Genomic DNA, 20,182 nt, shown 5'->3' on the forward strand with positions numbered 1-20,182 from the left:
ATTGACCCGCCCGTATTCGGCCGGGCTTTCCCGGCCATTTGCGTTTCGCTCACGCGGAATGCCGCACCCTGCAGGAGCGCCGCGCCATGGCCAAGGCCGTCACCGTCAAGATCAAGCTCATCTCCACCGCCGACACCGGCTACTTTTACGTCACCAAGAAGAACTCCCGCACGCAGACCGAGAAGCTGACGATGCGCAAGTACGACCCGGTGGCGCGCAAGCACGTCGAGTTCAAGGAAACCAAGATCAAGTAAGGCAAGATCGAGCAAGGCTTGGGGCCTTACTCAGGCCTCAGCCGATCCGCCGAGCCGCTCCGGGGACGGGGCGGCTTTTTCTTTGCGCGCACCGATCCGCCCCCTGGTGGACGGCGCCAGCCCAGCACCGCACCTTAGTGTCGCCGCGATTCGGGCGCTGCCTGACGCAGCGCAGGGATTCGCATCCCCCCGCATTGGCCTGACCGGTCATTGGAGCGCGCGCACGATGTCCAAAATGCTGCTGACGATGGTGATCGTCCTGGCGGTCCTGGCGATCCGCATCGTCCTCAAGCTGCCGCTGCTGCCCTATCGGGCCGCGCGGTTCCTGGTGCGGAGCCTCTCCGCACCAGCCTAAGCGGACCTTACGCGCCCGGCGGCACCGCCCCGGACAGTTCGGGATCGAGCGTCCGCGCCAGGGTCCGGGCGATGGCGACGAGGGCGGTGACCATCGGGGTCGAAGGCTCCCGGCGCGGGGCGACGAGGCCGATCGTGTGCTCCAGGTCCGGGGCGGTGATCGGGAGCGCCCGCACCCCCGCCATCGGCCCGAGGGCGTCGACCAGGATCTCCGGCATGATCGAGGCCCAGCGCAGGGTGCGCACATGGGTCATCAGCACGATCATCGAGTTCGATTCGAGGGTCGCGGCCGGCTCCGCGCCCGATTCGCGGATCTGCTGGTCGATGATCCGCCGATTCTGCATGTTCGGCGTCAGCAGGCAGAGCGGCAATTGCCCGGTCTCCGCCCAGGTGACGCTGCTGCGGCCGTCGAACGGGCCGCCATCGGCCGTAACCAGCCGATAGCGCTCCCGGTAGAGCGGTACGGACACGACCCGGCCCAGGGGCTCGTTGTCGAGATAGGTCAGCCCGGCATCGGCCTCCAAATTCTCGATCAGCGAGAAGATGTCGGCCGAGGCGGCGGATTCGACGGTGAGCCGGACATCCGGGTGGCGCTCGCCATACGGGGTGGTCAGGCTCACGATCATCGGCAGGGCCGTGGGGATCGCGGCGATGCGCAGGTGCCCGGTCAGGCCCCGGCGCAAGCCGGTGACCTCCTCGTGCATCGCCCGCGCATCGGCCACGATGCGGCGCGCCCATTCGAGGACCCGCTCACCCTCGGGCGTGAAGCCCTGGAAGCGCGAGCCGCGCAGCACGAGTTGCACGCCGAAGCGGTTCTCCAGCTGCTTCACCCCGGCCGACAGGGTCTGCTGCGTCACCCCGCAGGTCTCGGCGGCGTGGCCGAAATGCTGCTCGCGAGCGAGCGCGAGCAGGAAATCCAGCTTGTCGATCACGCGGGCATTCCGAACGACTCATGCCGGCAGGCTTTGGCATGCCAGAACGTAATCACCGGCAGGTCCCGCCACAACAGGCCGATCAGCGGAACAGGATGAACGCTTTCGACAAGGTGATGCCGATCCCCCAGAGGATCGGGATGCCGACCACCGCCCAGGCCAGCGCAGCCCCGGCACTGAACCCACCCCGGCCGATGCCGAACGAGCCCGACGCGCGCGCCGACGCGGTGCCGGCTTGAGCATCGAGGGCGGCGCGCTCGGACTCGGACATGAACCAGCGCGAGGCCAGCGGCCGGATCAGCAGGTTGCAGACGAACCCGACGCCGAGGAACGCCGCCAGCACGTACATGGTCCGCCCATACAGATCCGCGCCCTGCACCCCGGCGGCGGCCTGGATCTCGCGGATCTTGGTGACCACGAACGGCCCGACGATGCCGGCGGTCGACCAGGCGGTGAGGAGGCGGCCGTGGATGGCGCCCACGAACTGGGTGCCGAACACGTCGGCGAGGTAGGCGGGAATCGTCGCGAAGCCGCCGCCATACATCGACAGGATCACGCAGAAGAACCCGACGAACAGCGCCTGCGAACCAATCCCCGCGGCCCAGGGGGCGGCGGCGTAGAGCACGCCGCCCAGCGCGAAGAAGATCGCGTAGGTGAGCTTGCGGCCGATCCGGTCCGACATCGAGGCCCAGAAGAACCGGCCCAGGATGTTGAACAGCGACAGCAGGCCGACGAAGCCGGCCGCGATCGCGGCGATCTGCGCCTTCTGCCCGGCGTCGAGGGCGGAGAAACCGGTGCCGGGCAGCCCGATCAGCGCGCCGCCGAAAATCTCCTGGAGCATCGGCGAGGCGAGCGCCAGGACGCCGATGCCGGCCGAGACGTTGAGGCAGAGCACCAGCCAGATCATCCAGAACTGGAAGGTCTTGTGCGCGTCCCGCAGGTGGACGTGGCCCGAGGCGATCATGGCGTTCTTGGCGGCCGGCGGCGTCCACCCGTCCGGGCGCCAGCCGGACGGCGGCACCCGGTAGCCGAAGGCGCCGCCCAGCATGAATACGATGTAGCCGACGCCCATCACCGCAAGCGTCTGCCAGACGCCGACGGACTCGGCGCTGCGGAAGGTCTTGATCAAGCCGTCGGCCAAGGGCGAGCCGATCATCGCGCCGCCGCCGAAGCCCATGATTGCCATGCCGGTGGCCATGCCGCGCCGGTCGGGGAACCACTTGATCAGCGTCGAGACCGGGGAGATGTAGCCGAGCCCCAGCCCGATGCCGCCGATCAGGCCCATGCCGAGCCAGACCAGCCAGAGCTGGTGGAGGTAGACGCCGAGAGCGCCGATCAGAAATCCGCCGCCCCAGCACAGGGCCGCCGCGATACCGGCCTTGCGCGGCCCGGCCCGCTCCAGCCAGCCGCCGAACACGGCGGCCGAGAGGCCGAGCATCACGATCCCGATCGAGAAGACGATGACGAGGTCGCTGACCCGCCAGTCGCAGGTGGTGGTGACCAGGGCCGTGATCACGCCCATGTCGGGGCAGGCGGCCGGGGCGGGCTGGCCGATGGAGAGGGCCCGGCTCAGCGGCAGCCAGAACACCGACAGCCCGTAGGCCATGCCGATACAGAGATGGATCGCCAGAGCCGCGGGTGGGACCAGCCAGCGGTTGAAGCCTGGTTTGGCGACGATGCGCTCACGGGACAGCCAGCCGTGATCGCTCCCGGGCGCGACCGCGCCCGCTAGTTCTGAATGCATCGCGACTCCTCCGGGCCGACTCTCTTGAGCGAGTCTTGCCGCGACGCAATCTTAACGGTTCCGGCTGCCGGGTGCCAGAACGCGCAACCATCTGGAGCGCGATCCAGTTCTTGGCTCGACTGCGGGGCGCCCGGATCAGCCGGCGTCGCTGGCGCCCTCGCCGAGCTTCTGCGGATCGCGGGTCGCCGGGCGCACCGGGCTCTCGGCCTGGGGCTCGGCGCCGCGGAGCGCCCGCTGCACCAAGCTATCGGCCCGGTCGCCCATCTCCGGCAGGGCGGCCTCGAGCTTCGAGACCATCTTTGGCGTCCAGAACGCCGTGATGTGCTTGTGCACCCCGGCCACCGCCTCGTCCTCCGGGTAGGACCGGAAGAACGTGGCGATCTGATTCGCCATCCGGAGGAGCTTGTCCTCCTGGGTCTGCGCGCTCATCGGCTCACTCCGCCGCGTCGAGAGTTTGGGCGATGCGCGTCAGCGAAAAGTCCTCCTCGTAGAACTTCGCCTGCCAGTCAGAGGGCCGGTTGGTCCGCCGGACCTGCACCGCCGTCACCTTGTATTCTGGGCAGTTGGTCGCCCAGTCCGAGTAGTCGGTGGTGATGACGTTGGCGCCGGTCTTGGCGTGGTGGAACGTGGTGTAGACCACGCCCGGCTGCATCCGCTCCGAGACCTTGGCCTTGAGGGCGATGTCGCCGGACCGGCTCTCCAGGGAGACCAGGTCGCCGTCGACGATGCCGCGCAGCTCGGCGTCGAACGGGTGGATCTCCAGCACGTCCTCCTCGTGCCAGCGCGAGTTCTCGGTGCGCCGGGTCTGCGCGCCGACATTGTACTGGGACAGGATCCGGCCCGTGGTGAGGATCAGCGGGAACTTCGCTCCCGTCCGCTCCTCGGTGGCCACGAACTCGGTGATCATGAACCGGCCCTTGCCGCGGACGAAGCGGTCCACGTGCATCATTGGGGTGCCGAGCGGCGCCTTCTCGTTGCAGGGCCACTGCACCGAGCCCAGCTCGTCGAGCTTGGCGTAGGAGACGCCGGTGAAGCTCGGGGTCAGGCTCGCGATCTCGTCCATGATCTCGGACGGATGGCTGTACTCCATCTTGTAGCCCAGCGCGTTGGAGAGCAGCACCGTGCCCTCCCAGTCGCCGTAGCCGCCCATCGGGGGCATGACCTTGCGCACGCGGGAGATGCGGCGCTCGGCGTTGGTGAAGGTGCCGTCCTTCTCCAAGAAGGAGGCCCCCGGCAGGAAGACGTGGGCGTATTTGGCGGTTTCGTTCAGGAACAGGTCCTGGATGACGATGCATTCCATCGCCTTCAGGCCGGACGTGACATGGTGCGTGTCGGGATCCGACTGCGCGATGTCCTCGCCCTGGATGTACATGCCCTTGAACGCGCCATCCACGGCCTCGTCCAGCATGTTGGTGATGCGCAGGCCCGGCGCGTTGTCGAGCTTGGCGCCCCACAGGGCTTCAAAGCTCTCGCGGGTGGCGTCGTCCGAGACGTGGCGGTAGCCGGTGAGCTCGTGCGGGAACGAGCCCATGTCGCAGGAGCCCTGGACGTTGTTCTGGCCGCGCAGCGGGTTCACACCGGCACCGAGCTTGCCGATATTGCCGGTGGCCATGGCGATGTTGGCCATGCCCATCACCATGGTCGAGCCCTGGCTGTGCTCGGTGACGCCGAGGCCGTAATAAATGCCGGCCGCGCCGCCCGTGGCGTAGAGGCGGGCCGCCGCCCGCAGATCGGCCGGGTTCACGCCAGTGAAGGCTTCCTGGCTCTCCGGGGAATGACGCTCCTCGGCGATGAACCGGGCCCAGGATTCGAACTCGGCGAGATCGCAGCGCTCGCGGACATAGGCCTCGTCGATCAGCCCCTCGGTGACGATGACGTGCGCCATCGAATTGATGAAGGCGACGTTGGAGCCCGGCTTCAGCGGCAGGTGATAGTCGGCTTTGATGTGGGGCGACTTCACGAGGTCGATCTTACGGGGATCCGCGACGATCAGCTTGGCGCCCTGGCGCAGGCGCTTCTTCATCCGCGAGCCGAAGACCGGGTGGCCGTCGGTCGGGTTGGCGCCGATCACCAGGATCACGTCGGAATTCTCGACCGACTTGAAGTCCTGGGTGCCGGCCGAGGTGCCGAGCGTCGACATCAGGCCGTAGCCCGTGGGCGAGTGGCAGACTCGGGCGCAGGTATCGACGTTGTTGTTGCCGAAGGCGGCGCGCACGAGCTTCTGGACGAGGTAGGCCTCCTCGTTGGTGCAGCGCGACGAGGTGATGCCGCCGACCGAGTCCTTGCCGTAGGTGGCCTGGATCCGCTTGAACTCGGAGGCCGCGTGGCTGATCGCCTCCTCCCAGGACACTTCGCGCCACGGATCCGTGATCTTGGCGCGGATCATCGGCTTGGTGATGCGGTCCTTGTGGGTGGCGTAGCCGTAGGCGAAGCGGCCCTTGACGCAGCTGTGGCCCTCGTTGGCCTTGCCGCCCTTGTAGGGCACCATGCGGACGACGCGGGTGCCCTGCATCTCGGCCTTGAACGAGCAGCCGACGCCGCAATAGGCGCAGGTCGTCACCTCGGCGTGCTCAGGCTGGCCGAACTCGTGGATCGATTTTTCCTGCAACGTGGCCGTGGGACATGCCTGCACGCAGGCCCCGCAAGAAACGCACTCCGATTCCATGAAGTTGGTCGGGCCGGCCGCCACGCGGCTGTCGAAGCCGCGGCCCGCGATGGTCAGGGCGAAGGTGCCCTGCACCTCCTCACAGGCGCGCACGCAGCGGTTGCAGACGATGCACTTCGACGGATCGTAGGTGAAGTACGGGTTCGACTCGTCCTTCGGCAGATACTTTTCGGCCGTCGGCACGACGTGGTTGTCGCCCTCGTAGCCGTAACGGACGTCGCGCAGCCCCACGACGCCGGCCATGTCCTGCAATTCGCAATCGCCGTTGGCGGCGCAGGTCAGGCAGGTCAGCGGGTGATCGGAGATGTAGAGCTCCATCACGCCCTTACGGAGCTTGGCGAGCTTGTCGGTCTGCGTGCGCACGACCATGCCGTTCTCGGCCGGGGTGGTGCAGGAGGCCGGGGTGCCACGCCGCCCCTCGATCTCCACGAGGCAGAGGCGGCAGGAGCCGAACGGCTCCAGGCTGTCGGTGGCGCAGAGCTTCGGGATCTGCGTGCCGGCATGCATCGCCGCCGCCATCACGGAGGTGCCGGCCGGAACCGTCACGTCCATGCCGTCGATCGTCAGGGTGACGGTCTGCTCGGCGACGCGGATCGGCGTGCCGTAGTCGATCTCTTTGATGAGGGCCATGAAAGCCTCCTCACTCGGCCGCGGCAGGCAGCGAGCCCGCGCGGACAAAATCCTCGGGGAAATGGGTGATCGCGCTCATCACGGGCATCGGCGTAAGCCCGCCCATGGCGCAGAGCGACCCATCGGTCATGACCTCGCAGAGGTCTTCGATCAGCTTCAGGTTCGTCTCCGGCCGGATGCCGGCGATCACCTTGTCCATGGTCTCGACGCCACGAGTCGCGCCGATGCGGCAGGGGGTGCACTTGCCGCAGGATTCGGTGGCGCAGAACTCGAAGGCGAAGCGGGCCTGGCTCGCCATGTCGACGGTGTCGTCGAACACCACGATGCCGCCATGCCCGACGAGGCCCTTCTTGGCCGCCATCGCCTCGTAATCGAGGGGCGTGTCGAGGAGATGGTCGGGGAAATAGGCCCCGAGCGGCCCGCCGACCTGCACGGCCCGCACCGGCCGTCCCGAGCGCGTGCCACCGCCGTAATCCTCGATCACCTCGCGCAGGGTCACCCCGAAGGCGAGCTCGATCAGGCCGCCATGCTTGATGTTGCCCGCGAGTTGGATCGGCAGGGTGCCGAGCGAGCGGCCCATGCCGTAATCGGCATAGGCACCGGCGCCGTTCTCGAGGATCCACGGCACGGCCGTGAAGGTCATGACGTTGTTGACCAGGGTCGGCTTGCCCAGAAAGCCCTTGAGCGCCGGGATCGGGGGCTTCGCCCGCACGATGCCGCGCTTGCCTTCCAGGCTCTCCAGCAGCGAGGTCTCCTCGCCGCAGATATAGGCGCCGGCCCCGAGCCGGACCTCCAAATGGAAGGTCCTGCCGGAGCCAAGGATGTCGTTCCCGAGGACGCCGGCCTCGATGCCGTTGGCGATCGCTTCCTTCAAGGTCGCGAAGGCCTGCGGGTATTCGGAGCGCAGGTAGATGTAGCCGCGGGTCGCGCCGGTGGCGACGGCCGCGATGGTCATGCCCTCGATGAGGTTGAAGGGGTCACCCTCCATCATCATCCGGTCGGCGAAGGTGCCGGAATCACCCTCGTCCGCGTTGCAGACGACGTATTTCTGCTCGCTCTTGGCGAGCATCACCGTGTTCCACTTGATGCCGGCCGGGAAGCCGGCACCGCCGCGGCCGCGCAGGCCGGAATCGCGCACCGCCGCGACGATGCCCTCGGCGCCGAGCTTCAGCGCCGCCTCGAGCCCGCGATAGCCGCCATGGGCGCGGTAATCGGCCACCGAGACCGGATCGATCACGCCGCAGCGATGGAAGGTCAGGCGCTGCTGCCGGGCGAGGAACGGGATCTTTTCCGGGTCGCCGAGGCGCAGGGCATGCTCGCCGCCGGTGGCGAGGCCGGCATCGAGCAGGGCGTCGACATCCGAGACCTTGACCGGCCCGTAGGCGATCCGGCCCTCCGGGGTGGCGACCTCCACCATCGGCTCCAACCAGAACAGGCCGCGCGAGCCGGTGCGCACGATGGTCACGTCGAGGCCGCGGCGCTCGGCGCCGGCGAACAGGGCTCGGGCGACCTTGTTGGCGCCGAGGCCGAGGGCCACGGCGTCCCGGGGGACGTAGAGGGTGACGCTCACTGGCGGGTCTCCCGCTTGGTTTCGGCCAGCGCCTCGTCGAGGGCGTCGGCGGTCAGGTGGGCCACCGGCTCGCCGTCGATGAGGGCCGCGGGGCCGTTGGCGCAGAGGCCGAGGCAGTAGACCGGCTCCACCGTGGCGCTGCCGTCGGCGGTGGTCTCGTGCCAGCCGCAGCCGAGGCGGCTCAAAATCTCGCGGTGGAGCTTGTCCGAGCCCATGGCCTGGCAGGCCTCGGCCCGGCACAGCTTCACCTCGTGGCGGCCGGCCGGATGAGCCCGGAAGTCATGGTAGAAGGTGATGCAGCCATGCACCTCGGCGCGCGACAGGTTCAGCGCGTCGGCGATGAGCGGCACGGCGCCGCCATCGACGTACCCGAAGGTCTCCTGCAACGCGTGCAGGATCGGCAGCGTCGCGCCTTCGAGATGGGTGTGCTCAGCAATGATCCCGGTCGCGCGTTCCGCACTCCAGGGCTCGTGACCCGCCATGGTTTCCAGCCCAGTCTGTTCTTCTTCTAATGCGAAGTGGAACAGAAATGCCGAACCCCATCAATGGCGCAGTCCGGTCGGCCGACAAAGGATCTCTGTTGACCTGTCACCCGCACCATGGTCGCGGCGGAAAGCCACGATAAGTCTTTCTTAAAGCTTTCGTTTCCGATGCAAGTGGGCCGTCGGGAAATCTTGCGTGCATCGCAACATCGATTTGTGCCATGCACGAAATTGCATCCGGGCGGGCAGACGGCGCCTCAGAATTCCATGTCCAGCTCTTCGATCTCGTCCGGCTCGTCGGCGGCGACCTCGGCCCATTCGATCATCAGCGGCCAGTGCAGGATCGTGTCCCGGTAGGCGGCGGCCCGGGGCGGCAGCGCCACGTCGTAGGTGCGGAACCGGGTGCAGACCGGGGCGTAGAGCGCGTCGGCGAGCGTCGGGCGCGCGCCGAACAGGAACGGGCCGTCGTAGCGGTCCAGGCAATCGTCGAAGATCGTGACGATGCGCTCGATATCGGCCTTGGCGCCGTTGAACACCCGGAAGCCCGGATGGAAGGCGCGCAGGTTCATCGGCAGGGCCGAGCGCAGGTTGACGAAGCCCGAATGCATCTCGCCGGAAATCGAGCGGCAATGGGCGCGTTCGGCGACGTCGCGGGGCAGCAGGCCGGCCTCCGGAAAGGTCTCGCCGAGATACTCCGCGATGGCGAGGGTGTCCCAGACCACCACGTCGCCGTGGCGCAGGCGCGGCACCAGGAAGGACGGCGACAGGTGCAGCAGCTCGGCGCGGCTAGTGGCGTCCGTGCCCGACAGGACTTCGGTGTCGAAGTCGATCCCGGCCATCCGGCAGATCAGCCAGCCCCGCAGGGACCAGGACGAGTAGTTGCGGCTGGAGATGGTGAGCGTGGCGGCGGTCATCGTCTTCACCCCGGGCGCGTCGCCGATCATGCGATCTGCTGTGCCGGATCCAAGACTCGTGCCGAATCGAGCAGGCGAATCGCGATATACCCGATCCTACTCCCGTCGGAGCAGCGCCGCGACCTCCGCCTCCTCGGCCGCCGATAGGGTCCGGACGGGCGCGGCCGGCCGGCGGCGGGCGAGGCGCCAGATCCCGAACCCGCCGAGCAGGACCGCCAGGATCGGGGTCAGCCACAGCAGCAGGGTGTGCAGGGCGAAGACCGGCCGCAGCAGGACGAACTCGCCGTAGCGGTCGACGACGTAGCGCAGCACCGCCGGGTCGCTGTCGCCCTTTTGCAGGCGCTCGCGGACGATCACGCGCAGGTCCTTGGCGAGCGGGGCGTCGGAATCGTCGATCGACTGGTTCTGGCAGACGAGGCAGCGCAGCTCCGACGAGATCTCCCGGGCGCGATGCTCCAGAGCCGGGTCCTTCAACACCTCGTCGGGCTGGACAGCATGGGCCGGGGCAGCGAACGCGAGGGCGGCGAGGAGCGCGAAGGCAAGGCAGCCACGCGCCCGCCCTCCCCCCTCTGCGGGGGAGGGTGGCCCCTGGGTCAGCAGGGGTCGGGAGAGGGGAGCGCCGTATCCAGACGGGTCGCGACGGGTGTCATAACCTGAACCGTCGCGCTGCCCCTCTCCCCCCCTGCTTCGCAGGGTACCCTCCCCCGCAGAGGGGGGAGGGAGAGCTGCACGGGCCTTCATATTCACCATCACTCGGCCGGTACCGCGGCTGCGGACGGCATGGCCCGCCCCCGCGCCTTGGCCGGGACGCCGACGCGCATCCGGCGGTCGGTGAGCGACAGCCCGCCGCCCAGCGCCATGACCACGGCGCCGAGCCAGATCATCAGCACCAGCGGCTTGTAGTAGAGGCGCAGGCCGACGCCGCCGTCCTGGCCGATCTCGCCGAGGCTGGCATAGACCTGGCTGGCCCCGATGGTCAGCAGGCCCGATTCGGTCACCGACATCTTGCGGCTCGGATAGAAGCGCTTGCCGGTCTCGACCCGGCCGATTTCGTCGCCGGAGCGGGTGCGGATCGTCAGGAAGGCCGCGGCCTCCTCGTAGTTCGGGCCGGCCCGGGGCGCGACCCGATCAAGGGTCGCCGTGTAGGGGCCGGTGGAGAGCGTCTGGCCGGGCTTGAGCGTCGCCAGCCCCTCGGTGGCCCACCCTTGCGCGGCGATGCCGATCACCACCACGCCGACGCCGGCATGGGCGAGCGCGGTGCCCCAGGCCGAGCGCGGCAGGCCGATGGCCCGGCGCCCGATCTGGCCGAGGTCGCGGGTCCGGCTGGACCCGTAGCCCCGGGCCCGGGAGACGATCTCCAGCGCGGAGCCGATCAGCAGGTAGGCGCCGAGCCCGATCCCGACCGGTGCCAGGACCGGGCCGCCCCAGGTCAGAGCCATCACCGTGAAGCCGACCACCAGGGCGACGGCGAGCGCCGCGAACAGGCGCTGCGAGGCGGCGAGCACGTCCCCGCGCTTCCAGGCGAGCGCCTGGCCGAACGGGACGATGAGCAGAAGCGGGATCGCCAGGGGGATGAAGGTCGCGTTGAAGAAGGGCGGCCCCACCGTGATCTTCTCGCCGGTCAGCATCTCCAAGAGGAGCGGGTAGAGCGTTCCGACCAGCACCGTGGCGCAGGCGGCCACCAGGAACAGGTTGTTGAGGACGAGGGAGCCTTCCCGAGAGATCGGGGCGAACAGGCCGCCCTGGCGCAGCAGCGGCGCCCGCCAAGCGAACAGCGTCAGCGAGCCGCCGATGAACAGAACCAGGATCGCCAGGATGAAGACGCCGCGGGTCGGATCGGTGGCGAAGGAATGCACCGAGGTGATCACCCCGGAGCGGACCAGGAAGGTGCCGATCAGCGACAGGGAGAAGGTCAGGATGGCGAGCAGGACCGTCCACACCTTCAGGGCGTCGCGCTTCTCCATCACCACGGTGGAGTGCAGCAGCGCCGTGCCGGCGATCCAGGGCATCAGCGAGGCGTTCTCGACCGGGTCCCAGAACCACCAGCCGCCCCAGCCGAGCTCGTAATAGGCCCAGTACGAGCCCATCGCGATGCCGAGCGTCAGGAACGACCAGGCGGCCAGCGTCCAGGGCCGCACGGCCCGCGCCCAGACCGCGTCGATCCGCCCGTCGATCAGGGCGGCGACCGCGAAGGCGAAGCTGATCGAGAAGCCGACATAGCCGATGTAGAGGAGCGGCGGGTGGATCGCGAGGCCGACATCCTGCAGCAGCGGGTTGAGGTCGTTGCCCTCCATTGGGGCCGGGACCACGCGGCTGAACGGGTTCGAGGTCGTGATGATGAACAGCACGAACACGAAGGTGATTAGGCCCTGCACGCCCAGCGTGTTGGCGCGCAGCCGCGGCGGCACGGAGTTTTTGGCCGCCGCCACGCAGGCGCCGAACAGGGTCAGGATCAGGACCCACAGGAGCATCGAGCCCTCGTGGTTCCCCCAGACGCCGGAGAACTTGTAGATCAGCGGCTTCTGGGTGTGCGAGTTCTCGACCACGTTCTGGACCGAGAAGTCCGAGGTCACGTGCGCCCAGGTGAGGGCCGCGAAGGCGAACAGCACGCAGGCGAAGGCGCCGAGCGCCGCCTGCGAGGCGACCTGCCGCAGGGCCGGGTCGCCCGAGCGCGCCGCCCAGACCGGCATCACCATCTGGACAAGGGAGATCGCCAGCGCGAGCGCGAGCGCGAAATGGCCGGTCTCGACGATCATCCGGTTTCCTTACCGCTCGCTGCGGGGGCCGAGGGTGCCGCCATTGGAGGCGGTCGCGGGCTTCGGCCCGGCGCCCTTGCTGCCCCCCTCCTGCCAGCGCCCCTGCGCCTTCAGGGCGTCGGCGACCTCGCGGGGCATGTACGATTCGTCGTGCTTGGCCAGCACGGTGTCGGCCCGGAACCGGCCGCCCGGCTCCAGCATGCCCTCGGCCACGACGCCCTGGCCCTCGCGGAACAGGTCGGGCAGCAGGCCCTTGTACTGGACCTCGACGGTGGCGTTCGTGTCAGTGACGGCGAAATCCACCGTCTGGTCGGGCCCGCGCTTGAGCGAGCCGTCCTTCACCAGGCCACCGAGGCGCATCCGGGTGCCGGGGGCGATGCCCTGCTGGGCGATGTCGGTGGGCGAGCGGAAGAACACGATCGAGCCGCTCATGGCGAACAGGATCAGCCCCACGGCGAGCGCCAGGACGCTGCCGCAAGCGGCGATCAGGATCAGGCGGCGGCTCTTGCGCGTCACGTCTCTTCCACCCCGGGTCCGTCGGGCTTGTGCCCGTTCAGACCTAAACCGTTCTCATTCTAGCCTTGCAGGGTGTCGGCTCGGTAGCCGCGCCGGTCAAGGGCGTCGGCCAGGACCGATTGTCGTACGAACAGCCGGCGCAGCCGTCAGGGATTGGACTTGGGTGCTAGATCGAGCTCCCGAGCGAGCCCGTCGAGCCGGTTCACCGCCTCGGCGTTGGCGGCAAGTGCCATCCGAGCGCGGTCGAGGGCCTTGATCGCCTGATCGCGGTCACCCAGCGCGCTGTAGGAGCGCACCAGGCGCAGCCACTCGTCCGGCGTGCCGCCCCGCGCCGCCAGCCGCCGGTCGAGGCCGTCGACCATGCCGCGAATCGCGGCGTCGCGCTCTGCCGGGGCCATCGCCTGAATGGCGCCGGCGGCCGACTCGGTGTCGGCACGGGGTGCGGCGGGACCCCGCGGCTGCGCCTCTCCGGGCTCGAGGCCGAGGATGCGGGCGCCCGCCTCGACCTGGGCGAGCCCCTGCGGGTCGCCGGCCAAAGCCACCCGGGCGCGGGCGAGCGCGGCGACCGCCTGATCGCGCTCGCCGAGCACGGCCCGGGACCGGGTGAGCCGCAGCCACTCATCGGGCGTGCCGCCGCCGGCCTTGAGCCGGGCATCGAGCCCATCGACCATGCCGCGGATCGCAGCCTGCTGCTCGGCCGGGATCTTTGGGGACGCCGGAGGCGCGGCGGCCGGCGCCGGCTCGCCCTTGAGGCGTGCGAGGTTCTGCCGGACCAGCCCGAGCCAGGGCGCATCGGCGGGGCTCACGGCCTCCAGCGCGCTGAGCTGGCGGATCGCCTCGCCGGTATCGCCGGCCTGCTCGGCCGCCCGGGCGAGATAGAAGCGGGGTTTCGGCGCGTTCTGTTCCTTGGCCTGCGCCTTCTCGAACAGCGCCTTGGCCTCCGGCGAGACGGTGCCTTCACCGGCCGCCGTCAGGGCCTCGCCCCAATCGGCCAGGGTGTCGGCGGTCTCGCCCTTCAGCCGGGCGATGTTGGCGAAGGCGCGGGCCGCGTCGTCGAACCGGCCGGTGCGCATGTAGACGGGGGCGAGCACGGCCCAGCCGCGGGCGTCGTTCGGATCCCGGGCGAGGCGCGCCTCGATCTGGCCGACCGCCTTCATCAGGTCCTCGGTGCCGCCCCGGGCGGCCTGCCGGTCGGCATCGGTCTGCGCGGGCAGCTCCGGCGAGCCGTAGAGCCCGTAGGCAATCAGCGCGACCAGCGGGATCGTGGACAGCGCGAAGGCGGAGGCCGCCCGGCGCCGGCGGAGCCGCGGCTCGGCCGGACGCGCGGCCTCGTCCGCGACGGCATCCGACGCATCGCGCCGGGCCTCGCGGCTCGCCCGCAGCAGCCGGCGGGCCGCCTCGGCGCGGGCGGTCTCCGCCTCGTCCGGCGCGATCAGGCCGCGCTCCTGGTCGCGGGCGATCTCGGCGACCTGATCCTCGTAGAAGGCGGTCTCGGTATCGACGGCGGAGCCGCCCGCCTCGCCGACCGGAACGGCGGAGCGCCGCGACATCGGCCAGAGCAGGCCGAGCACGCAGGCCGCGGTCATGCCCGCCAGGATGAACCAGATCGCCGTCATCGAAACTCGGAAACTCTGCCGTGGCCCAGTCGGGGAAGGCCTAACACGATAGGCCGCAGGAAGGATTGATCGCTTCGCCGTTTACCCCGGTCGGCGCGAGACTTCGCTTGCGGGCCCGGTCCCGCAAAAGCAATAAAAAACCCCGCTCGGGCGGGGTCTTCATATGTCGCGGCGTGAGACATCGCCGTAATCAGGCACGCTTATCGCCATCCGCCCGGCGCCCGGCACGAAGACGGTCCAATTGCTTCACGGCCCGCTCGCGATCCCGGGCCGACGTGTCGGCATCACGTGTCCGGATGCCATCGAAAACGCGGTCACTGACGTAATGATCGTCGCTGCGCGGATGCCGCAGGGTGGTGGTCATGGCATCCTCCTGAACGACCGATATCCTCCACACGGATCTCAGACTGTCAACGCTCTGCTCAGGACCCAAAACCTTCGCCCCCACAGATCTGTTCCGGTCTCTATGACCGCATAGCCTTCATCTTCCAGCGTTCGTGTCAGCAAGACATCTTTCCGCAGCGCCTTCTCGGGCGGATTGCGAGACTTTGTGACGCGGTAGATCACCGTCGGCCGGACATGAGCGACGAGTGCTTTCAGACATGCCGAAACGATCGGCATGATCAGGGGCCGGCATCCATCAGGCAGGTAGAGCCGTGCGTAGGTTCGATCCTGTGTTTCATAGGTCGGCGCGTCGTCCGACAGGCTGACGACCAGGATCGTAAAGGAGAATTCGTGGAAGGAAGCGATGTTCAGGCGCGGCAAAGTTGCCTGCGTGTATGTCAGCCGCGATTCGACCTGAACCAGCCTGTCGGTGACATCACAATAGGCGACCGGCACCAGAACCACGTGCGCCCCGTCGCCGTCGGCTTCGATGCTGAATGAGTCCGGCATCTCCGAGATGAGGGAGACGAACGCCAAGATCTGATTCCACTGAGCAGCCTACGCGGCAAGCTTTGCGGCACTGTCAGACCCGAAGATCGCCGGCGTCAACACGGCAGTCTTTGCCGCTCGACTTGAATCCCATCAATGGCTGGCCGCCCCAACGGGCGCGTCGCCGGGCACTTCCAAAACCGCCCGCAGGCCGCCGAGCGTCGCCTGTTCCAGGGTGAAGCGGCCCCGGTAGAGCGCGGCGAGATCCGCCACGATGGAAAGGCCGAGGCCGGAGCCCGGCTTCGATTCGTCCAGGCGCCGGCCGCGGCCGAGCACTGCCTGACGGGCCTCCGGGGGCAGGCCCGGGCCGTCATCCTCGATGGCGACGACGAGGTGGGGATAATCGTGCTTGGCCACCGCCTCGGCCCGGATCGCGACCCGGCCGTGGGCCCATTTCGAGGCGTTGTCGACGAGGTTGCCGACCATCTCCTCGAAATCCTGGCGCTCGCCCCGGAAGCGCAGGCCCGGGGGAACGTGGACATCGTAGGCGATGTCCTTGTCCCGATAGATCTTGCCGAAGGTGCGCACGAGGCCGGCCAGGGCCGGCTCGACCTCCGTGGAGGTGCCGAGCGTACCGGCGAGTGCCGCGGCGCGGGCGCGGTCGAGGTGGTAGTTCACCTGGTCGCGCATCACCGCCGCCTGCTCGCGGATCTTCTGGGACAGTTCCTCGGGGGCGTCCGAGGCGCCGACCTCGTTGACGATGATCGAGAGCGGCGTCTTGAGCGCGTGGGCGAGGTTCCCGACCTGGGTGCGGGCGCGCTCCAGGATCTCCCGGTTGGTCTCGATCAGGAGATTCACCTCGCCGGTGAGCGGGGCGATGTCGCGGGGATAGGTGCCGGTGATACGGTCGGCCTCGCCGCGGCGCACGGCGCCGAGCGCGGCGCGCATCTTCTTCAGGGGCGCGAGACCAAACCGGATCTGCAGCAGGGTGGTGATCGCCAGCGACAGGCCGAGCAGCCCGAACGTGATGGTCAGCGAATTCCGGAACCGGTCGACATCGTTGACGATCTCGTCCGCGGGGCCGGCGACCCGCACGGTGTAGCGGCCCTCCTCGCCGAGATCGACGTCGCGTTCCATGATGCGCAGCAGCCGCCCGTCCTGGGCCTTGCCGTAGCCCTGGCGGATCTGCCCGACCCCGACCTTGCCGTCGGAATCGGTGGCCGGCCCCAGCGGCACGCCGACCAGCGAGCGGGAGGTGCGCAGGTCCCGGGGCTTCGCATCGGGCTTGCCGACCTGCCAGTACCAGCCGGACAGGGGCAGGTCGAAGCGCGGATCGCCGAGCGCGAAGCTGCGGCTCTCGGGATCGTTGGGCGAAACGAGATCGGTGGCGAGGTTGTTGGTGAAGACCAGGAGCCGGCTATCGAAGGCGCGCTCGGTGTTCTCCCGGTACAGCGTCGTGAGGATCCAGGCCGCGATCAGCAGGATCGCCGAGCTCGACAGGAACGCCGACACGGCAAGCCGCACCGCGATCGAGCGGCGGCGGAGGGAGAAGAGACCGATCAGGGTTTTCATCGGGACAACCGCACTCACCCCGGCGTCACCGCATCATAATACACCGCGCCCCGCATCAGCGGCCGCGCGGTGCGGAAGAACGAGCCGCGCTCCGCCCGCCATCCGGCGCCGTCCCGCGCCACGGCGGCGTCGGCGGTGAGGATGCCCGAGGGCATGCCGACCCGAAGCGCCGCGTCGCCGGTGGCGCGGGCGGCCTCATGGACCAGGCTGCCCTCGATCCGCGCGGCAACGGCGAGGCACAGGGTGGCGGTGAGCGGGAGCGCCTGGTGTGGAACGCCGTTCGAGATCATTCGGGCGGTCAGGTCGACGTCTCCGGCGCGGATCGCCGCCCCGGACAGGCTGGACGAATCTTGGGGCGGCGCGACCAGGCCGACGAAGGGCACGTGCACGATCCGCGCGGCGGCGTCGGGATCGGGGCCGATGCCCATCGCCACGGAGGCGGCCACGCGGATCCGCGCCAGCCAGTCGAGGAGGCCGGGCATCGCCTCCAGGGCGGCGGGCAGTTCGGTGCCGGTGAGGCCGAGATCGGCGGCGCGGATGAACACGCAGGCATTGGCCGCGTCCACCAGCGAGGCCTCGATCGGGCCGAGGCCCGGCACGTCGAGGATCTGCCGGACGGCGCCGGTGGGCAGCAGCTTTCCAGTGGTGGCGCCGCCCGGATCGACGAAGTCGAGGCGGATCGGCGCGCCCGTGCCGGTGACGCCGGGGATCGCCAGGTCGCCGCCATAGACGGCGCGACCGCCGCGGACCTCGAAGCCGGCGACGATCTGCTTGCGCGTATTGGTGTTGAAGATCCGCAGGCACACCGGGCCGTCGGCGACCTCCACCAGGCCCTCGTCCACCGCGAAGGGCCCCACCGCCGAAAGCATGTTGCCGCAATTGCCGGACAGGTCGATCCGGCCCTCGCGGACCACCACCTGCACGAAGGTGTAGTCGATATCGGCATCCGGCCGGGTCGAGGGCTCGACGATGCAGATTTTTGACACCGAGGACACGCCCCCGCCCATGCCGTTGAGCTGGCGCCCGAACGGGTCGGGGCTGTCCATGGCGGAGAGGAAGGCGGATTCCCAGGCGGCGATATCCCCGGGCACGTCCTGCCGCCGCAGCATCAGCGCCTTGCTGGTGCCGCCGCGCATGAACACGGCCCGGAGTGTGCCGGGGCTGGGCAAACCCGTCACACCCGGGCCGGCGGCTGGTTCGGATCCACCAAGTAACCCAGCCCGCGCACGGTCTGGATCAGGTCCACGGCGAGCTTCTTGCGCAGGCGGCCGACGAACACCTCGATGGTGTTGGAATCCCGGTCGAAATCCTGGTCGTAGAGGTGCTCGGTCAGCTCGGCCCGGGAGACCACCCGGCCGGTATGGTGCATCAGGTAGGAGAGCAGCCGGTATTCGTGGCTGGTGAGCTTCACCTGGGCGCCGTCCACGAACACCTTGCCGGAGCGGGTATCGAGGGTGACCGGCCCGCAGGCAATCTGGCTGGAGGCGTGACCGGCGGCCCGGCGCAGGAGCGCCCGGACCCGGGCCATCAGCTCCTCCATGTGGAACGGCTTGGTCACGTAATCGTCGGCGCCGGCATCGAAGCCATCGACCTTGTCTGACCAGCGGTCCCGAGCGGTGAGGATGATCACCGGCGTCTTCACCCCGGCCCGGCGCCACTTCTGCAGCACCGAGACGCCGTCGGCCTTGGGCAGGCCCATATCGAGGATGATCGCGTCGTAGGGCTCGCTCTCACCGAGATAGCCGCCCTCCTCGCCGTCATAGGCCTTGTCGGCGACATAGCCGGCCTCCTCCAGCGCAGCGACCACCTGCCGGTTGATGTCCCGGTCATCCTCCACGACGAGCAGTCGCACGGCTCACTCCATTCCGCTGCGGGTGTGAAGCCCGGTCAATATTGGCCCGCCACCTTGCCGGTGCGGGCATCCACGATCACGTGCACGAAATGCCCATCCCGGCGCAAGGCGGTCAGCATGTAGACGAGGCCGTCCTCGTGACGGCACAGGCTCGCGCGCTGGATCTCGGCCCTGGGGATCACCGTGCGGGCCGCCCGGATCGCCGCCACCGGGGCGATCACCCGGCGCTCACCGACCTCCTCGCGCATGTCGGCCGGCGACAGGCAGGTCTCGATCCGCAGGGGCGTCGGATCCGCCACCGGAGCCGCCTGCGGAGCGGGTCCGTCATCGGCCATGGAGCCGAGGCCGCTGGCGGCAAGCGCCGCGGCGGTCAGGCTGATGGCAACGAGGGCGATGGCGTAGCGCATTGCCAGACACGTAGCGCCGAGGGCACTGAATGCGCCCTGAATACGGAGCTGGAGGTCCGACGACGCGCGTTCGACCGGCTGTCGGCAACGGGTGAGCGTGAAGGGTCTGATCGCGGACGGCATCGTCCGGCACTACGGCCGACGGGCTTTTCGGGTTCCACCCCACCCTTCGCGACGCGCCACACAGGCGATTGCAGGGCCTATCCCGCGCGCCTAGCGAGCGTCCCGGCAACCGGCTGGCAGGGACGGCCGGACCAGGCTCGCCGGCGCGGCCGCGTGGGCGGCCAGGACGGCGTCGATCGACCAGGGCCGCGCGCCGACTTGTGCGCCCAGCTGGAGCATGATCGCGATCGCGGCCGCCCCGGACAGGGCCAGCCAGATCCGATCAAGGATCCGGTCCCAGTGTCGGCTCATCGCGACCCTCCCGTGATCAGGGCCCAGAACGCCCGCAGGGCGGGCATGCGCTCGGTGAGCCACGCGATCTGCTCCGAGAACCAGTGCGCGGCGGTCGCCGCGGTGACGAAGGCGAATAGGGTCGCGTGCTTGAGGCGCCGGAGATAGCGGCGCAGCACCCGCCGCTCGACATGGGCATCCACGAGCGCGTCGAGGACGGCGAGCCGCGGCTCGGTCTGGCGCGCGACATAGGCGTGCCAGAACGGCGGAAACCGGATGGTGCGCGCCCGGTCGTCGGGGTCCGGCGGATGGCGCGCGGGGTGACGGGCGGCGGTCATGGTTTTCTGCCCCTCGGAGCCTGGTCGGACCCGCACACGGTCGTGCGCGGGCCGCGTCGCGCCCCTGCGTTGAGGGCGGGCGGATCTAATCATCCGCCCCGACAGCAAGCGCCTGAAACACCACGCGTTTTCCCCTCCCCCTTGTGGGGAGGGGTCAGGGGTGGGGGTGGTGTCGGATCAAGCGTGATGGTGCCGTCTGAACCACCCCCACCTCCGGCTCCTCCCCACAAGGGGGAGGAGAGCGCGGTGCGGCCTTCACAAGCCGGTGTGTGAACATCGCAGGCCCCTAGACAGGGAGCCTGCGCCACATCCGG

21 protein-coding genes are annotated in these 20,182 nt (G+C 69.2%); 2 read left to right on the plus strand and 19 right to left on the minus strand.

Translation table 11 applies throughout. The annotated features are described in order from the left end of the window. The first annotated feature begins 86 nt into the window (after window positions 1–86). Together rpmG and BM228_RS35780 are read left to right on the plus strand one after the other, a co-directional pair. Window positions 87–254 carry a 50S ribosomal protein L33 gene (rpmG, locus tag BM228_RS04165; protein WP_007565747.1) on the plus strand — a complete coding sequence of 56 codons (168 nt, stop codon included), beginning with the start codon at window positions 87–89 and terminating at the stop codon, window positions 252–254. 226 nt (window positions 255–480) lie between these two features. Beyond that, complete coding sequence (locus BM228_RS35780; RefSeq protein ID WP_280142311.1) at window positions 481–609, plus strand: hypothetical protein; 129 nt, start codon at window positions 481–483, stop codon at window positions 607–609. A 7-nt stretch (window positions 610–616) separates the two neighbouring features. Here BM228_RS35780 and BM228_RS04170 read toward each other — a convergent pair whose 3' ends face one another. The 19 genes from BM228_RS04170 to BM228_RS04255 form a co-directional block, all read right to left on the minus strand. Then, entirely contained in the window at window positions 617–1,540 is a 924-nt protein-coding gene (locus BM228_RS04170; RefSeq protein ID WP_092037489.1) for a LysR family transcriptional regulator, read from the minus strand. Between the two features lie 82 nt (window positions 1,541–1,622). Further along, window positions 1,623–3,284, minus strand: a complete 1,662-nt coding sequence (locus BM228_RS04175; RefSeq protein WP_092037491.1) for an OFA family MFS transporter — start codon at window positions 3,282–3,284, stop codon at window positions 1,623–1,625. 135 nt (window positions 3,285–3,419) lie between these two features. Then, complete coding sequence (locus BM228_RS04180) at window positions 3,420–3,713, minus strand: formate dehydrogenase subunit delta (RefSeq protein WP_092037493.1); 294 nt, start codon at window positions 3,711–3,713, stop codon at window positions 3,420–3,422. Window positions 3,714–3,717: 4 nt separating this feature from the next. Further along, entirely contained in the window at window positions 3,718–6,579 is a 2,862-nt protein-coding gene (fdhF, locus tag BM228_RS04185) for a formate dehydrogenase subunit alpha (RefSeq protein ID WP_092037834.1), read from the minus strand. Window positions 6,580–6,589: 10 nt separating this feature from the next. Then, window positions 6,590–8,149, minus strand: a complete 1,560-nt coding sequence (locus BM228_RS04190; protein WP_092037495.1) for a formate dehydrogenase beta subunit — start codon at window positions 8,147–8,149, stop codon at window positions 6,590–6,592. After that, window positions 8,146–8,631, minus strand: coding sequence for a formate dehydrogenase subunit gamma (locus tag BM228_RS04195; RefSeq protein ID WP_092037497.1), 486 nt, complete (start codon window positions 8,629–8,631; stop codon window positions 8,146–8,148). The genes BM228_RS04190 and BM228_RS04195 overlap by 4 nt, the downstream gene beginning before the upstream one ends. A gap of 257 nt (window positions 8,632–8,888) precedes the next feature. Beyond that, window positions 8,889–9,545 (minus strand): glutathione S-transferase family protein, encoded by a 657-nt coding sequence (locus tag BM228_RS04200; protein ID WP_092037836.1) that lies wholly within the window; start codon window positions 9,543–9,545, stop codon window positions 8,889–8,891. Between the two features lie 96 nt (window positions 9,546–9,641). Next, entirely contained in the window at window positions 9,642–10,142 is a 501-nt protein-coding gene (locus tag BM228_RS35250) for a cytochrome c-type biogenesis protein (protein ID WP_280142313.1), read from the minus strand. A gap of 152 nt (window positions 10,143–10,294) precedes the next feature. Further along, window positions 10,295–12,301, minus strand: a complete 2,007-nt coding sequence (locus tag BM228_RS04210) for a heme lyase CcmF/NrfE family subunit (protein WP_092037501.1) — start codon at window positions 12,299–12,301, stop codon at window positions 10,295–10,297. 9 nt (window positions 12,302–12,310) lie between these two features. After that, window positions 12,311–12,817 carry a cytochrome c maturation protein CcmE gene (ccmE, locus tag BM228_RS04215; protein WP_092037504.1) on the minus strand — a complete coding sequence of 169 codons (507 nt, stop codon included), beginning with the start codon at window positions 12,815–12,817 and terminating at the stop codon, window positions 12,311–12,313. Window positions 12,818–12,963: 146 nt separating this feature from the next. Beyond that, entirely contained in the window at window positions 12,964–14,433 is a 1,470-nt protein-coding gene (ccmI, locus tag BM228_RS04220; protein WP_092037506.1) for a c-type cytochrome biogenesis protein CcmI, read from the minus strand. Window positions 14,434–14,623: 190 nt separating this feature from the next. Next, entirely contained in the window at window positions 14,624–14,797 is a 174-nt protein-coding gene (locus BM228_RS34480) for a hypothetical protein (RefSeq protein WP_167367648.1), read from the minus strand. A 38-nt stretch (window positions 14,798–14,835) separates the two neighbouring features. Beyond that, complete coding sequence (locus BM228_RS04225; RefSeq protein WP_092037508.1) at window positions 14,836–15,354, minus strand: hypothetical protein; 519 nt, start codon at window positions 15,352–15,354, stop codon at window positions 14,836–14,838. A gap of 105 nt (window positions 15,355–15,459) precedes the next feature. Next, a complete protein-coding gene (locus BM228_RS04230; protein WP_092037510.1) occupies window positions 15,460–16,878 on the minus strand; it encodes an ATP-binding protein in 1,419 nt (472 codons plus the stop codon). Between the two features lie 14 nt (window positions 16,879–16,892). Next, on the minus strand, window positions 16,893–18,047 hold the full coding sequence (locus tag BM228_RS04235; protein WP_425284899.1) for a 2-methylaconitate cis-trans isomerase PrpF family protein: 1,155 nt from the start codon (window positions 18,045–18,047) through the stop codon (window positions 16,893–16,895). A 5-nt stretch (window positions 18,048–18,052) separates the two neighbouring features. Further along, entirely contained in the window at window positions 18,053–18,730 is a 678-nt protein-coding gene (locus BM228_RS04240) for a response regulator transcription factor (RefSeq protein WP_007565778.1), read from the minus strand. Between the two features lie 35 nt (window positions 18,731–18,765). After that, entirely contained in the window at window positions 18,766–19,137 is a 372-nt protein-coding gene (locus BM228_RS04245) for a PepSY domain-containing protein (protein WP_092037512.1), read from the minus strand. 213 nt (window positions 19,138–19,350) lie between these two features. After that, a complete protein-coding gene (locus BM228_RS04250; protein WP_092037514.1) occupies window positions 19,351–19,551 on the minus strand; it encodes a hypothetical protein in 201 nt (66 codons plus the stop codon). Then, on the minus strand, window positions 19,548–19,868 hold the full coding sequence (locus BM228_RS04255; RefSeq protein ID WP_244537009.1) for a hypothetical protein: 321 nt from the start codon (window positions 19,866–19,868) through the stop codon (window positions 19,548–19,550). Before BM228_RS04255 ends, BM228_RS04250 begins: the two co-directional genes overlap by 4 nt. Window positions 19,869–20,182: the final 314 nt, after the last annotated feature.

Origin of the sequence: Methylobacterium pseudosasicola, assembly GCF_900114535.1 — a bacterium.
GTDB classification, from domain to species: Bacteria; Pseudomonadota; Alphaproteobacteria; order Rhizobiales; family Beijerinckiaceae; genus Methylobacterium; species Methylobacterium pseudosasicola.

Coding starts and splice junctions, on each gene's coding strand:
- rpmG (WP_007565747.1), top strand. CDS start 87: ATGGCCAAGGCCGTCACCGTCAAGATCAAGCTCATCTCCACCGCCGAC.
- BM228_RS35780 (WP_280142311.1), top strand. CDS start 481: ATGTCCAAAATGCTGCTGACGATGGTGATCGTCCTGGCGGTCCTGGCG.
- BM228_RS04175 (WP_092037491.1), bottom strand. CDS start 3,284: ATGCATTCAGAACTAGCGGGCGCGGTCGCGCCCGGGAGCGATCACGGC.
- BM228_RS04180 (WP_092037493.1), bottom strand. CDS start 3,713: ATGAGCGCGCAGACCCAGGAGGACAAGCTCCTCCGGATGGCGAATCAG.
- fdhF (WP_092037834.1), bottom strand. CDS start 6,579: ATGGCCCTCATCAAAGAGATCGACTACGGCACGCCGATCCGCGTCGCC.
- BM228_RS04195 (WP_092037497.1), bottom strand. CDS start 8,631: ATGGCGGGTCACGAGCCCTGGAGTGCGGAACGCGCGACCGGGATCATT.
- BM228_RS04200 (WP_092037836.1), bottom strand. CDS start 9,545: ATGACCGCCGCCACGCTCACCATCTCCAGCCGCAACTACTCGTCCTGG.
- BM228_RS04210 (WP_092037501.1), bottom strand. CDS start 12,301: ATGATCGTCGAGACCGGCCATTTCGCGCTCGCGCTCGCGCTGGCGATC.
- ccmI (WP_092037506.1), bottom strand. CDS start 14,433: ATGACGGCGATCTGGTTCATCCTGGCGGGCATGACCGCGGCCTGCGTG.
- BM228_RS34480 (WP_167367648.1), bottom strand. CDS start 14,797: ATGACCACCACCCTGCGGCATCCGCGCAGCGACGATCATTACGTCAGT.
- BM228_RS04230 (WP_092037510.1), bottom strand. CDS start 16,878: ATGAAAACCCTGATCGGTCTCTTCTCCCTCCGCCGCCGCTCGATCGCG.
- BM228_RS04245 (WP_092037512.1), bottom strand. CDS start 19,137: ATGCGCTACGCCATCGCCCTCGTTGCCATCAGCCTGACCGCCGCGGCG.
- BM228_RS04250 (WP_092037514.1), bottom strand. CDS start 19,551: ATGAGCCGACACTGGGACCGGATCCTTGATCGGATCTGGCTGGCCCTG.
- BM228_RS04255 (WP_244537009.1), bottom strand. CDS start 19,868: ATGACCGCCGCCCGTCACCCCGCGCGCCATCCGCCGGACCCCGACGAC.